This is a genomic window from Xanthomonas sp. LMG 8993, assembly GCF_009835065.2.
Lineage (GTDB): Bacteria > Pseudomonadota > Gammaproteobacteria > Xanthomonadales > Xanthomonadaceae > Xanthomonas > Xanthomonas arboricola.
On sequence record NZ_QVIF02000011.1, the window covers coordinates 173,105 to 186,899 of the forward strand.

Sequence of the window (13,795 nt, forward strand, 5' to 3'; positions counted from 1 at the left end):
CCGGTTCATCGTATTGCACGCTCCACCGGCGTCGCGGGAAATCACAAATTTAAATAGGTCGAATTAACTCAATCGATCAACACAGCGTTTCATTAGCGCTGCGTTTTTAATCGACCGATTCAACCGAGCCAGTCGCGCGGGACCAGATAGTCCATCAGCCGCGCCTCGGCGCTGCCCGGTTCTGGCGTAAAGCCGTATTCCCAGCGCACCCGTGGGGGCAGGCTCATCAGGATGCTTTCGGCCCGCCCGCCACTTTGCAGGCCGAACAAGGTGCCGCGGTCGTAGACCAGGTTGAATTCCACGTAGCGGCCGCGGCGGTAGAGCTGGAACTCGCGCTCACGCTCGCCGTAGGGCGTGTCCTTGCGGCGCTCGACGATCGGCAGGTAGGCATCCAGGAAGCCGTCGCCAACCGCGCGCTGGTAGGCGAAGTCGCGTTCGAAATCCTGCCCCAGGTCGTCGAAGAACAGCCCGCCCACGCCACGCGTCTCGTTGCGGTGACGCAGGAAGAAGTATTCGTCGCACCAGCGCTTGTGCGCCGCATAGCGCTCCTCGCCGAATGGCGCGCACAGTGCCTGCGCGGTGCGGTGCCAGTGCAGCACGTCTTCGTCCACCGGATAGAACGGGGTCAGATCGAAGCCGCCACCGAACCAGGCCGCCACCACCTCGCCATCGCGCTCGGCACGGAAGTAGCGCACATTGGCGTGGGTGGTGGGGATGTGCGGGTTGTGCGGGTGGAACACCAGCGACACGCCGCAGGCGCGCCACGTCGCCCCTGCCAGCTCTGGCCGGTGCGCACTGGCCGAAGGCGGCAGGCGCGAGCCGGACACGTCCGAAAACCCGATGCCGGCCTGCTCGAACACCGCGCCATCGCGCAGGATGCGGGTGCGCCCGCCACCGCCTTCCTCGCGCTGCCACAGGTCTTCGGCAAAACGCGCGCTGCCATCGATGGCTTCCACGGCAGCGCAGATACGGTCCTGCAGGCCGGTCAAATAATCGCGTACACGGTCGAATTCGTTCATGCCACGATTCTAAGCGGTGCATCGCGCTTCATGCAGTCGGGCAAACGCGCCCGTTTGTCGCAGGGCGAGGCGCTGCGGCGTGTAGGTGTAGGCATCGGGTACTTGGCCAGGCAGGCTTTGCCGGCTCGTCCCACGCCAGGATTCATATGCCGGCTGTTTTCTAGTTGGGACCGGGCAGTGTGGGCGAGGCAGAAGCAGCAGAAGCGGAAGAGGAAGCAGAAGCAGGGCATGCGATCGGCGGTCTGGCTGCAGGCCCTTGCCCGCCCACCCCCGCAGGACACGCCGCAAGTACGTCCCTGTAGGCGCTTACGCGGCATCCATGCCGCGTGAGGTCCCGCGACGGTGAGCGGGCAAGGACCCGTCGCGATGGTGGGTGTGCATAGTTTCGACAGAGCAACCGGTAACCGGTGCGGTGTCCTTATCGGTTCCGGGACCCTTGGCGGCATGGATGCTGCCAGGAAGCCTCCACAGACGGATTCACGGCGTGTCCTGGAAGTGCTAAGGGCATGCGCCCTCGACTCACCGGGCTTGTGATTCAAGCCTCGTGCCGTGTCTAACCGTCGCCACGGCTCGACGTCTCGATTCCCTCATCCGTTGCGCTCGCGCGAGGCGGCAAATTCGGCGCGCACTGCGGGCGTGCACAACCGCCATGCCAGCGCTGCGTGGAGACAGCCGATTGCCAGCACGCCCAGGCCTGTCAGCAGCAACGCCGCCTGGCGGGTTGCCTGCAGGCGTGCCTGCAGCTGCGGCCACTCGGGGCTGTGCACGACATCGGCAGGCAGCATCGCCTGCACGCCCTCGAACAACGGCCCGATCAACGCCAGGCCACCGACATTGAGCAGTGCGGTCACCAGCAACACCGCCACGAACCCGACCCGCGCCCACTCGCGTCGCTGCAGCAAGGCCCAGCTCAACCATGCGAAGGCCACCGACAGCACCACGCCTACGACGGACAATGACAACGCATGATCGATCAACCACTGCAACGAGGCAGGCAGGATGATTCCTTCGGGCAAGCCCAGCGCCGCCGCGTCGGGCATCAGCACGATCATCGCGATCTGCAGCAGGTTGGACATCGCGCTGACGACACCCAGCAGCAGGGACACCCACGCCAGCGGCGTGACGAAGCCGCCGCGCGGTCGAGGGCGCGGTGTCGGCGCGCTCATTGCAGCGATGCGATATGGGCGGCCACGGCGGCCTGGCCATCCGGATCCAGGGCCGGCTGCAGTTGCGCGTACCAAGCGGGCAGGGCGTCGGCCGGCAGGCACTGGCGCAACAACGGTGTGCTGCGCTCCAGGAAGGCTTCGAAGAAGGGCAGCCCGCGCACGTAGAGGAAGTGGCTGTCGGTGATCGACATGCCGGCGTAGGCCTCGCGCAACCACTCCAGATGCGGCAAAGCGTGCGCGCCGTGACCGGCGCGGGTCAGCGCGGTGAGGAAACTGGTGCGTGCGGTGGCCGGCGAGGTGGAGCGCTCCTGCGCATTCAGATCGTCGAAGGTCAGCAGCCACTGTTCGCCACGATCGATCTCGTTGCACATCACCGAAGTGGTCGCCAACTGCAATGCGTTGTGCGCGGTAGGCTCCAGTTCGTACAGCGCCAGCCAGTGCGGGTATGCCTCGCGATAGCGGTCCAGCGCGCTCAATGCCAACGCGCAAAGACGTTGCGCGTCGGCACCCAGGTGCAGCTGCGCTTGCGCAGCGTTGTAGGCGCCCAGCTGATCGCCGCGCTGGAACAGGCTCAGTGCGGGCTGCAGTGCCGGGTCGATCTGGACCTCGGTATCGGCGTCATCCGCTGCAGCTGCCGGCACTGCGGTCGGTTCGGCTCGGGGCGTCTTCGCCACCGGGGTCTTGCGTCCAAACAAACGGTCCCACAGGCCCATCGCAATTACCTTCTGCGCGCCGCGAATCGGAAACCGCTGCGGTGCCGGCGGCGCTCCGGTCGGGCGGCGGGCCGGCAAAGGGGAGCGCAATGCGCCAGCGGTCTGCCGATCCTGCGCCAAGCTTAGGGCCAGTTGCGTACGTGCAGGTGAGTGCCGGGCAGGGTGATGCATGGCGATGGCTAGCGTGGCAGCGCATCACGCGTGCAACCTGGGCGATCTGTCGCTTGCTGCAGCATGGGGATGCCGGCGCCGCGCGCCACGTCATCGACCGGGCGATGCAGCACGCATCGCCCGGCCGCAGCGGCATGGCTTACGGCTTCACCTGCTCATTGAACAGCTTGAGGATGCGCTTGTATTCGTCCAGCCACGAATCGGCACGCGTAAAGCCATGGCGTTCCAGCGGATACGGTGCCACCTGCCAGTTGTCCTTGTGCAGCTCCATCAACTTCTGGGTCATGTCGACCGAGTCCTTGAAGAACACGTTGTCGTCGATCATGCCGTGCGCGATCAGCAGATGGTCGCGCAGTCCGTCGGCGTAGTTGATCGGCGATGAGGTCTTATAGGCCTCGGGATCGAGCTCGGGCGTGTTGAGGATGTTGGAGGTGTACTCGTGGTTGTACTGCATCCAGTCGCCGACCGGACGCAGCGCCGCGCCGGCCTTGAAGGTGCCGGGGCTGCGGAACAGCGCCATGTAGGTCATGAAGCCGCCGTACGAGCCGCCGTAGATGCCGGCACGCGCGCGGTCGCCCTGCTTCTGCGTCACCAGCCACTCCAGCCCGTCCAGATAGTCTTCCAGCTCCGGGTGGCCCATGTTGCGGTAGATCGCGGTGCGCCAGTCGCGGCCGTAGCCTTCCGAGGCGCGGTAGTCCAGGTCCAGCACGATGTAGCCCTGCTGCACCAGCAGGTTGTGGAACATCTGCTCGCGGAAGTACGGCGTGTAGCGCTGCGAGACGTTCTGCAGATAGCCTGCGCCGTGCACGAACATCACGATCGGATACTGCTTGCCGGGCTCGGGGTTCTGCGGCCCGTAGTACTTGCCCCAGACCGTGCCGGCGCCATGCCTGGACGGTACCTGCACGTACTGCGGCGCGATCCACGGCTCCGCCTTGAACGCGGGCGTGCGGGTGTCGGTCAGCAGCGTGGCCTGGCCGCCTGCGGCCGGCACCACCGCCAGCTGCGGTGGCAGGTAGCTGCCTGAATAACGCACCAGCAGTTGCTGCCCGTTCGGCGACAGGCTGAAGCCTTCCACGCCATTCAACGCAGTGACCTCGCTGAGCTGGTCGCTGCGCAGATCCAGCTTGCACACCTCGTAATCGCCTGGCCATTTCTGGTTGCACAGGAAGAACATGCTGCTGCCGTCGGCGCTGGGCACCGGCATCGACACTTCCCACTTGCCGCGCGTGCGCTGGCGCGGCTTGCCGTTGCCTTCCACGGTGTACAGCTGCGAATAGCCGGATTCTTCCGACAGCAGCCACAGCGTGCGGTTGTCGGGCAGCCAGCCGAAATCGTTGAAGTCCCAGTTGATCCAGGCGCTGTCGCTCAGGCGGTGCCGCGGCTGCAACGTGGCGTTGGCCAGGTCCACGCTGGCGATCCAGCGGTCCTTGTTGTCCACCGCGCGAATCTCCACCGCCACGTTGCGCCCGTCGTCGCTCCAGTGCACCGCCGGCCCGCTGCCGTCGCCGTCGCTTTCCACACGGACGGCGCGGTTGCCCTTGAGCGCGTCTCGCTTGGCGGCCTTGCGCAGCGCGGCCAGCGGGTCGGTGGCGATACCCGGCAGGGTGTCGAAGGACAGCGGTCTTGCAGTGCCGGCGCTGACATCGACCAACCACAGCGCATGCGCCACCGGCGCATTGCGACCGACGCGAGTGCGCACTTCCTGGAATTCCTCGTAACCGGATTCGGTCACGTACTTGGGCATCTTGCCGGCCTGGCCCTCTTCGGCACCCTTGGCCTGGGTGACCACCAGCAGGTGGCGGCCGTCCGGCGACAACGCGCTGTCGACGATCTCCACCTCATCGCCCAGGTACACCGGTGCTGCCGCACGCGTGGCATCGGCGCGACGCCAGGCGTCTTCCTGGGTGCGTAACGCATCGCGCTGCTCACGGTCGCGCCGCAGCGTGGCCAGCGTGGCCAGCTGCTGCTCGCGCAACACATCGGCCTTGGGCGCAGCGTTGGGATCGCGCTCGGCCTTGACCACTGCAACCTGCGCAGTGCCACCGTCGGCGCGCCAGTGGTACCAGTTGTTGCCCGCGCGCCAGATCGCACCGCCATCGCTGGCAAATTGCGGCCGCGATTCGACCTCGTTGCTGCGGGTCAGCTGGGTCAGTGCGCCGGAGCGCAAATCGCGCAGGAAGATGTCGCCATTGCGCGCGAACAGCATGCGCTGGCGGGTCGCGTCGTAGCTCGGGTTATCCGCATCCAGGCCGGCGCGTGCGTTGTCGGCCACGCGTTCGGCGCTGCCGCCGCCGGCGCCCTGGCGATAGGTGTCGCGCACCGGGAAACCGTTGCGTTTGAGCAGGTATTGCACCTGTTTGCCGTCCCACTGCCACCAGGCCTGATCCACCGACGGCCCGATCCAGTCCGGATCGGCCATCACCTGTTCGATGGTGAGCGGTGTGGCGGATTGCGCATGCGCGGTGACAGCCAGCAACAACAAGGACAGCGGCAACAATCTGGGCATCGGTAACAACTGGACGCAACGAGGAGCGGACAAGCCTAGCAGCTCGCTTCCGCCGGGGGCTTGGGCCACAGGTCATGTGCGCGTGGAGGCGAGTGCGTTATCGAACAGGCAAGGCATGGACGAGTGGCGGACGCGACCACAAGCGGTTGTGCGCGCGTTGGCTCGCACGGGCGTACGCGCTTGACGGCCAATGCACGCCAGCTGCAATGCGCTGCTGCAATGAGTTGGAATGCGCTTGGCGCACGGGCCTTGCCAAGGTTCCCGACCGCCGCTTCCGTGGCGCAGCCGGAAACCTCCCGACTTGCCAGCAGGGCAGGTGGCGGCCAAGCTAGCGCGCTTTTGCGATTGCCGGTTCCCATGTCCAGCCTGCCTGTTCCTGCCGTTTCCCACCCGATGGCCGTCGGCGCGCCCGGCCGGCCGCTGGCCTGGCGCGCGGGGCAGTCGGTCGATCTGGCCACCTTCATTGCACACGTGCATGGCCTGGCGCAGCTATTGCCGGACGGTCGCCACGCGGTGAATCTGTGCGAAGACCGCTATCGCTTCATGGTCGCGTTCTATGCGTGCGCATTGCGCGGTCAGGTGTCGCTGCTGCCGTCCTCGCGCGCGCCGGCCGTGGTTGGCGAGGTGCAGGCGCGGCATGCCGATGCCTACTGCCTGGGCGATCTGGCACTGGAGCTGGCACCGCCGCGCTATTGGCAGCTGCCGGCCGAGTTGCCGCAGGCCGCAGGCCCGATTCCGCAGCTGGCCGACGATGCCCTGGTGGCCATCGGCTTCACTTCCGGCAGCACCGGCAGCCCGCAGCCCAACCCCAAGACCTGGGGCAGCTTCCTGACCAGTACGCGTCAGGATCTGGTCGCGCTGGAAAGCCTGTGGGCGCACACCGATGCGGTGCCGCACGTGGTCGCCACGGTGCCGCCGCAACATATGTACGGCATGGAACTGTCGGTGCTGCTGCCGATGGTGACCGAGCTTGCGGTGCATGCGGGCCGCCCGTTCTTTCCGGACGATGTGGCGCGCGCGCTGTCGGACATTCCTGCCCCGCGCGTGCTGGTGACCACGCCGGTGCACCTGCGCGCGCTGGTCGAATCCGGCGTGGCGTTGCCGCCGCTGGTCGGCATCGTCTCGGCCACCGCGCCGTTGGCGCAGGACGTGGCCGCGGCCGCCGAAGCGCGGTTTGGCGGCGAGGTACGCGAAATGTTCGGTTCCACCGAAACCTGCGTGTTCGCGGTGCGCCGCACCGCGCTGGAGGCGGCGTGGACACCGCTGCCCGGTGTGCGCCTGGAAACGCAGGCGGCAGGCACCTTGGTGCACGCACCGCATCTGGCCACGCCGGTGCTGCTGGCCGACATGATGGACGTGGCTGCCGACGGCACCTTCCAGGTGCGCGGCCGGCAGGCCGATCTGCTGGAAATCGCCGGCAAACGCGCCTCGCTGGCCGATCTGACCCGTCGCCTGCTGGCCATCCCGGGCGTCGTCGACGGCACCATCGTGCAGCTCGCACCCGAGCCCGGTCAGGCAGTCGGCCGCATCGCCGCACTGGTGGTCGCCCCGACCCTGGACGAAGCGCAGATCCTCGCCGCCCTGCGCGTCAGCGTCGACCCGGTGTTCCTGCCGCGCCGCCTGCGCAAACTCGCCGCCCTGCCACGCAACGAAACCGGCAAGCTGCCACGCGAAGTGGTGCTGGGTTTGCTCAACGGCTGAGCGCAGGCCTCGCCACGGAGCATTGCTGCTGCGTGGCTGCAGCGGGCATCAGTACTGATGACCGCAATCGCTCACCCATGCACCCCATCGATCTCCACCGCCAGCTCGTCGCGGCAGATCACCGCGTGCAGCAGCAGACGCGGCACCGCATCGCCGAAGCGGGCGTCCAGCGCCTGCGCCACCCTGGGCAGGTCGTCCTGCTCGCGCACGTAGACCTTCAGGCGGGTACCGGCGCCGAACTGCGTGGGCAGCGCCGGTGCGTGCGTGCGGGCGGCACCCAGCAGGGCGTCGAAGTTGGCGAAGGTCTCTTCCAGCTGCGCCAGCAACTGGCCGGTGTGCATCGAGGCATGCCCGACCACCGCGGCGGTGCCTGACAGCAGCAGCGGCATGTCGCTGCCGGCCGGCGGCAGCATGGCGCGCGCGAAACTCGGCGGCTGCGGGCCGTATTGGCGCGGGTAGTTGTAGGCGCTGACCTGGCGCGGGTTTTCCAGCGGGGTGCCGGCGTCGCTGGCGGCCAGCCAGTAGATCTGGATGATGCGCTCGGCATCGCAGCGTCCCACCGCGGTGGCGGCCGGCAATTGCGCATTGTCGAAGGCGCCCAGGCCGCGCGCACGGCCCACGCAGAACTGCCGGTAGCGTTCGCGGTCGCCACTGCCCAGGGTGATGGCGTCCAGATAGTTCCAGATACGCAGCAGGCGCGGGGTCTGGCTGCCGGTGACGAAGGCGGTGATTTCCGCATAGGCCTTGGCGGCGGCGGCTTCGATATCGACATCCTGCTCGTCGATTTCGATCACGCCGAACTGCAGGCGGCCGTCGCTGGCCCAGGCGATGTTGCCATCGCGGCCGCTGTGCACCGCCGCGTCGGTCCGCCACACTTCCAGTACGTCGGCGTGGTACGGCTGCAGCGGCACGCGCAGGTAGCGGGGGTCGTCCAGGCGCGGCGCCGCCGTGCCGAAGCCGAACACGGCCAGCACCTGCGGGTCGGCCAGCAGTGCAGACGGGTCGGTCTGATCGACATAGTCGACCTGCAGGCGGGGATGGCGCACGGTGTGCGTGTTCTGGGCCGGGGAAACGGTCATCGTGTGTCTCGTTGTTGCGTGTCGCGTTGCAAGGTGTCGCCATCGAAGCCGAGCGTGGCCTGACGTCGGCGTTGGCGCCAGGACTGCCAGGCGCGCGGCATCATCGACAAGGTGGTCAGTGCATAGATGGCGCGGAACGCGCGCAGGCGCAGGCGCACCCTGGGGCTGTCGAACACGTCGCCGGCCAGCATCGCCACCACCGCTTCCTCGATCTGCCAGGTGTTCTGCGGTTGTGCGAACAGGGCGCGCATGGTCGGTGAGGTGAAGCGGTAGATGAACCACTTGAACTCGTCCACGCCGCGCTTGAGCTCGCGCTGCAAGGCGCGCTGCAGCCTTGCCTCGTGCTGCGGCATGCGCAGGGCCTGGTCCACCATCGCCGCACCGCGCTCGGCGCTGTGCATGGCCAGGAACACGCCCGACGAAAACATCGGGTCGACGAAGGTGTAGGCATCGCCCAGCATCAGCCAGCGCGGGCCGGACATGCGCGTGCATTCGTAGGCGTAATTGCCGGTGGCATGTACCGGGGCCACGCGTTCGGCGCCGAGCATGCGCGCGCTGAGCTCGGTATTGAGCGCAAGCGTGCGCATGAAAAAGCCCTCGCTGTCGCCTTTGCGGGTCTTCATGTATTCCGGGTAGCAGACCGCGCCCACGCTCATGATGTCGTCCGGCAACGGGATCAGCCACATCCAGCCATGCGCGTGGCGATAGATGCTGATGTTGCCGGCATCTTCGCCCGGTCGGCGCGTCACGCCGCGGAAATGGCTGAACAATGCGGCCGATTGATGCCTGGCATTGGCGCGCTTGAGCTTGAGGCGGTTGCCCAGGAAGGTGTCGCGGCCGCTGGCATCGAGCAGATAGCGCGGGCGGAACTGCTGCGCACCCGCCACGCCCTGCGCCTGCAGCACCGGCTGCTGCCCGTCGAACTCCACCGCGTCGACCTTGACCTGGTCGCGCGCATCCACGCCCACCGCCCGCGCGCGCTCGAACAGCACCTGGTCGAACTGCGCACGCGGCACCTGGAAGGCGAAATCGGCCTTGGCCTCCAGCGCATGCGCGAAGCGGAAGGTGTTGTAGCCGCCGCTGTCGTTGGGAAAGTCCGCACCGCGCTTGAGCACGCCGATGCTGCGCACGTCTTCCAATACGCCCAGGCGTTCGAGAATCGGCATGTTCATCGGCAGCAGCGACTCGCCGATATGGAAGCGCGGATGCTGCGCCTTCTCCAGCAAGGTCACCTGCCAGCCCTGCTGGGCCAGGACGATGGCCGCCGCGCAGCCCGCCGGCCCGCCGCCGATGATCAGGACATCCGGACACTCGGGTCCGGCGGCCGGCCCGGCTGCCGGCTTGGCGGTCGGGGTAGGGCCAACAGCGGTGGAAGTCATCCTGGAACGAACCTGCAGCGGGCGAGCGTCATGCAGTCATGATAGCCTGACCGGCGGCCCGGACAGGTATGCCGGCCGCCGACTCGCTGTTGCAGACCGATCGACACCCTCGCCAATGCGGCCGCAACGCCGGTGCGGCGGGCGCTCGGAATCGGCCGGCACGGCAACGTACACTGTCTGTGCCCTGCAGCATCGCCGGCGCCGGCCTGACGGTTGTCTGCGCCGCTGTGGTTGTTCTGCAATTTCGTTGTGAATCTGTCGCCCGACCCTCACCTGGAAGCTCTCTGGATGTCCTCGCAAACCGCTGCCGAACGTGAACTGGCCGAACTCCTGGTCGAAAGCCTGAACCTGGAAGACGTCCAGCCCGCCGACATCGACCCGGAGGCACCGTTGTTCAATACCGGGCTGGGACTGGATTCGATCGACGCGCTGGAACTGGCGCTGGCGATCAGCAAGCGCTATGGCTTCCAGCTGCGCTCGGACAATGACGAGAATCGTCGCATCTTCGCGTCGCTGCGCGCATTGTCGGCGCATGTCGAAGCCAACAAGACCGTCTGAGGTCGCGACCGCCGCGCCCGGCGATGCGCCCCCGTGGGTGCTGGGGCTGGGCGTGTTGCTGGCGGTGGCGTATTCGCCGCTGGCGCACTGGGCCAACGCCAGCCATCGCCCGGAGCTTGCCGTCATCGCCGGTGGCTTGTTGGTGCTGATGGTGCTGATCGAACCGATGGTCGCGCGCCGCGCCTGGGCCTGGGCGCTGGCCGTGCTGACCTTGCTGGGCCTGAGTGCGTTGTGGCACTCGCCGTACGCGATGCTGGTGCTGGCCGCGCCGCCGGTGGTGTTCACCGGCTGGGTCGCCTGGTTCTTCGGTCGCAGCCTGCGCCGTGGGCGCACGCCGTTGATCACGCGCATCGTCGAGGGGCTGTATCGCCAGGCCGGCATGCCGATCACTCCGGAGCAGTACCGCTACACGCGCCGCCTCACCCTGGCCTGGGCGCTGCTGCTGTGCGCGCTGACCCTGGTCAACCTGGTGCTGGGCCTGTGCGCCGAACCCAGTGGCGTGCTGACGCAACTGGGTTATGTCTCGCCGCTGCCGATCAGCGACGCGCGCGCATCGTTGTTCGCCAATCTGCTGGCGTACGGGGTGGTTGGCGGGTTCTTTGTAGGCGAATATCTATTGCGCGGCCGCTGGTTTCCACAGCGCCCCTATCGTAATCTGCCAGACTTCTTGCGCCAGATGGCGCGGCTCGGGCCGGAATTCTGGCGCGATCTGCTGCGCTGAGTGCGTGGCCAGGGGCAGCGACGTACGTGCACATTTTCGGGGACAAGACAAAGATGCCGCTGGCAAGGATGCCGTCGCGCCTGGCGTGGGCCGTGTTCAATCTGCTGCAACTGGCCTTCACGCTGACGTTTACCGCGGGCGGAATCGCCTATGGCCTGGCGTTGCTGGCGATCACGCGCGACACCGACCGCCTGCTGCGCATGGGCGCGTGGATGTGGTCACCGGTGCTGTTTCGCGGTGCCGGCGCCACGGTGATCGTGGAAGGCCGCGAGCGCGTGGACTGGTCCAGGAACTACCTGTTCGTCAGCAACCACCAGTCCATCATCGATATCTGCGCGTTGTTCTACGCCTTGCCGGTGCCGCTGCGGTTCCTGCTCAAGGACGAAATGCTCAAGATGCCGTTCGTGAACTGGTATGCGCGGGCCACCGGCATGCTGTTCCTGGACCGTGACAGCCGGCGTGCCGGCGCGATGGTGCGCCGGCAGGCCGCCGCGCTGCTGCGCGAGGGCAAGCAGTTGTGTCTGTTTCCCGAAGGCACCCGCAGCCGCAGCGGCGCATTATTGCCGTTCAAGGCCGGGCTGTTGCAGGCCGCTATCGATGCTGGTGTGCCGGTGGTGCCGGTGGCAGTGGATGGCTGCGGCAAGGTGCTGCCGGTGGAGGGTGTGTTCAGGGTGCGCCCGGGCATCATCCGGGTACGTATCGGCGATCCGATCCCGGTGACCGGGCCGGATGCGCCGGACCGCCAGCAATTGACCAAGCAGGCACACGACGCCGTGGCTGCGATGCTCCAACCCAGGATTTGAGTTACCCGCTTATGGATTTCGTCGTGCCGCATGATCATCCCTGCCTGCCCGGGCACTTTCCGGGGCGCCCCGTGGTGCCTGGCGTGGTCGTGCTCGACCATGTGCTGCAGGCAGTGGAGGCCGCGTATGGCCCACGCGCGGCGGCACGCCTGCCGCAGGTGAAGTTCGTGCAGCCGTTGCTGCCCGGGCAGACGGCATCGGTCATGCTGGACGGCGCCGGCCCACGCTGGCGCTTTCGCGTGCAGCGCGCCGACGAGCTGCTGGTCAGCGGCGAACTGGTGGCGGAGGCGGCGCAATGAGCAGTCAGTGGAAGCAACGCCCGGAAGGCGGCGGACGTTTCGCGCTGTGGCTGATCCGCGGCATCGCCCAGCATGCCGGGCGTGCAGTGGGACGCGCGCTGCTGTACCCGATCACGCTGTACTTCCTGCTGGTGCGTGCGCCCGAGCGCAGCGCCTCGCGTGCCTATCTGACGCGCGTGCTGGAGCGCCCGGCAACGCTGCGCGATGTGGCGCGGCATATCCACACCTTCGCTTCGACGATTCTGGACCGCGTGTACATGCTGTGTGGGCAGATGCAGCGCTTCCGGGTCGACATCACCGGGCTGGACCAGCTGCATGCGCAGATGGATCGCGGCCGCGGCGTGCTGATCTTCGGCTCGCACCTGGGCAGCTTCGATGCGCTGCGCGTGCTGGCCACCGAGCGGCCGGACGTGCAGGTCAAGGTGGTGCTGGACAAGGCCCACAACCGCGCCATGACCGAGCTGCTGGACGCGCTGAATCCGCAGCTGGCCGCCAACATCATCGACGCCGGCATGGACGCGACCTCGATCGTCATGGCGATCAAGGACGCCACCGACGCCGGTGCGCTGGTGGCGCTGCTGATCGATCGCCCGCGCGAGGGCGACCCGGCGTTGCCGGCGACGTTCCTCGGCCGCAACGCGATGTTCCCGACCTCGCCGTGGCTGATCGCCGCAGCGCTGAAGGTGCCGGTGGTGCTGGCGTTCGGCCTGTACCGCGGCGGCAATCATTACGAGCTGGCGTTCGAGACCTTCAGCGAGGGCCTGGACGTGCCGCGTCGCCAGCGCGCACCGGTGCTGGCGGTACTCATGCGCGATTACGCGGCCAGGCTGGAACATTACACACGCTATGCGCCGTACAACTGGTTCAACTTCTACGATTTCTGGAACACCCACCATGCCGATGTGCCGCACCCTGCCGTGGATGCTGATACTGCTGTTCAGCGCCGCACCGCTATGCGCCGCACCGCCTGAGACGCTGGACGTCGGCCAGGTGCTGCAGCGCCTGGCACGCCCTGCACCGGTCAGTACCGAGTTCGTCGAACTGCGTGGCTCGGCGCTGCTGAAGACGCCGCTGCGCGTGCAGGGCCATTACCGTCGCCCGGACGCGCAAACCCTGGTGCGCGAGGTCAGCGCGCCGTATCGCGAGACCACCACGTTGCAGGGCGACGAGGGCGTGCTGGAACGCGAAGGCAAATCGCCGCGGCGTTTTTCGCTGAGCCGGGTGCCCGAGCTGGCCGGCCTGAAGTCCGGCTTCGGCGCGTTGCTGGCCGGCGACCGTGCGCTGCTGGAGGAGCACTACCGCATCAGCGGGCAGGGCCAGCCGCAGGCCTGGCAACTGACGCTGCAGCCCAAGGACGCTGCCGTGGCCAAGCAGGTGCGCGAGTTGCGGCTGTACGGGCGCAATGACGAGTTGCGCTGCATCGAGAGCCAGCCGGCCAAGGGCGACGTGCAACGCACGCTGCTGGCCGGTGCGGCGCGCGCGGCCGCAAGCGTGACCGATGCGGCCGCGCTGACCACGCTATGCCACGGATCGGGCGCGTGACGCAGCGCGCCCACGGCGCAAGCAAGCCGCTCGCACGATCCCATGCCGCGCGCGCGGCCGGTGGACGTTCCGCTGGCACAGCGAGGCTTGCGCATGGCGTTTAAGTTGAACGCAAACCGCCGCATCGGCCTGGCG

General features: G+C 67.5%; 13 protein-coding genes. 7 read left to right on the forward strand and 6 right to left on the reverse strand.

All coding sequences use genetic code 11. The features are described 5' to 3' along the window. Window positions 1-119: 119 nt before the first annotated feature. The 4 genes from hemF to DYQ94_RS18195 form a co-directional block, all read right to left on the reverse strand. Window positions 120-1,019, reverse strand: a complete 900-nt coding sequence (gene hemF / locus DYQ94_RS18180) for an oxygen-dependent coproporphyrinogen oxidase (RefSeq protein WP_024937543.1) — start codon at window positions 1,017-1,019, stop codon at window positions 120-122. A 587-nt stretch (window positions 1,020-1,606) separates the two neighbouring features. Next, a complete protein-coding gene (locus tag DYQ94_RS18185; RefSeq protein WP_126966200.1) occupies window positions 1,607-2,185 on the reverse strand; it encodes a hypothetical protein in 579 nt (192 codons plus the stop codon). Next, complete coding sequence (locus DYQ94_RS18190) at window positions 2,182-2,898, reverse strand: hypothetical protein (protein WP_126966199.1); 717 nt, start codon at window positions 2,896-2,898, stop codon at window positions 2,182-2,184. Before DYQ94_RS18190 ends, DYQ94_RS18185 begins: the two co-directional genes overlap by 4 nt. Before the next feature lie 310 nt (window positions 2,899-3,208). Further along, on the reverse strand, window positions 3,209-5,569 hold the full coding sequence (locus tag DYQ94_RS18195) for a S9 family peptidase (protein WP_160954452.1): 2,361 nt from the start codon (window positions 5,567-5,569) through the stop codon (window positions 3,209-3,211). A gap of 366 nt (window positions 5,570-5,935) precedes the next feature. On the opposite strand from DYQ94_RS18195, the gene DYQ94_RS18200 reads away from it, so the two are divergent. Beyond that, window positions 5,936-7,279: an AMP-binding protein gene (locus tag DYQ94_RS18200; RefSeq protein ID WP_184429187.1), complete on the forward strand. Its 1,344-nt coding sequence runs from the start codon at window positions 5,936-5,938 to the stop codon at window positions 7,277-7,279. Between the two features lie 71 nt (window positions 7,280-7,350). Here DYQ94_RS18200 and DYQ94_RS18205 read toward each other — a convergent pair whose 3' ends face one another. Together DYQ94_RS18205 and DYQ94_RS18210 are read right to left on the reverse strand one after the other, a co-directional pair. Beyond that, window positions 7,351-8,358 carry a chorismate transformation FkbO/Hyg5 family protein gene (locus DYQ94_RS18205; RefSeq protein WP_160954437.1) on the reverse strand — a complete coding sequence of 336 codons (1,008 nt, stop codon included), beginning with the start codon at window positions 8,356-8,358 and terminating at the stop codon, window positions 7,351-7,353. Further along, complete coding sequence (locus tag DYQ94_RS18210; protein WP_126966197.1) at window positions 8,355-9,737, reverse strand: NAD(P)/FAD-dependent oxidoreductase; 1,383 nt, start codon at window positions 9,735-9,737, stop codon at window positions 8,355-8,357. Before DYQ94_RS18210 ends, DYQ94_RS18205 begins: the two co-directional genes overlap by 4 nt. A gap of 288 nt (window positions 9,738-10,025) precedes the next feature. On the opposite strand from DYQ94_RS18210, the gene xanC reads away from it, so the two are divergent. From xanC to DYQ94_RS18240, 6 genes are read left to right on the forward strand one after another with little or no spacing between them, the layout of a single operon-like run. Then, a complete protein-coding gene (xanC, locus tag DYQ94_RS18215) occupies window positions 10,026-10,295 on the forward strand; it encodes a xanthomonadin biosynthesis acyl carrier protein XanC (RefSeq protein ID WP_011260626.1) in 270 nt (89 codons plus the stop codon). A gap of 37 nt (window positions 10,296-10,332) precedes the next feature. Next, on the forward strand, window positions 10,333-11,016 hold the full coding sequence (locus DYQ94_RS18220; protein WP_024937536.1) for a COG4648 family protein: 684 nt from the start codon (window positions 10,333-10,335) through the stop codon (window positions 11,014-11,016). A 53-nt stretch (window positions 11,017-11,069) separates the two neighbouring features. Beyond that, complete coding sequence (locus tag DYQ94_RS18225) at window positions 11,070-11,819, forward strand: lysophospholipid acyltransferase family protein (RefSeq protein ID WP_126966196.1); 750 nt, start codon at window positions 11,070-11,072, stop codon at window positions 11,817-11,819. An 11-nt stretch (window positions 11,820-11,830) separates the two neighbouring features. Then, complete coding sequence (locus DYQ94_RS18230) at window positions 11,831-12,118, forward strand: ApeI family dehydratase (protein WP_046345049.1); 288 nt, start codon at window positions 11,831-11,833, stop codon at window positions 12,116-12,118. Further along, window positions 12,115-13,089, forward strand: a complete 975-nt coding sequence (locus tag DYQ94_RS18235; protein ID WP_126966195.1) for a lysophospholipid acyltransferase family protein — start codon at window positions 12,115-12,117, stop codon at window positions 13,087-13,089. The genes DYQ94_RS18230 and DYQ94_RS18235 overlap by 4 nt, the downstream gene beginning before the upstream one ends. After that, window positions 13,013-13,660 (forward strand): LolA-related protein, encoded by a 648-nt coding sequence (locus tag DYQ94_RS18240; RefSeq protein ID WP_126966194.1) that lies wholly within the window; start codon window positions 13,013-13,015, stop codon window positions 13,658-13,660. The genes DYQ94_RS18235 and DYQ94_RS18240 overlap by 77 nt, the downstream gene beginning before the upstream one ends. The last annotated feature ends 135 nt before the right edge of the window (window positions 13,661-13,795 follow it).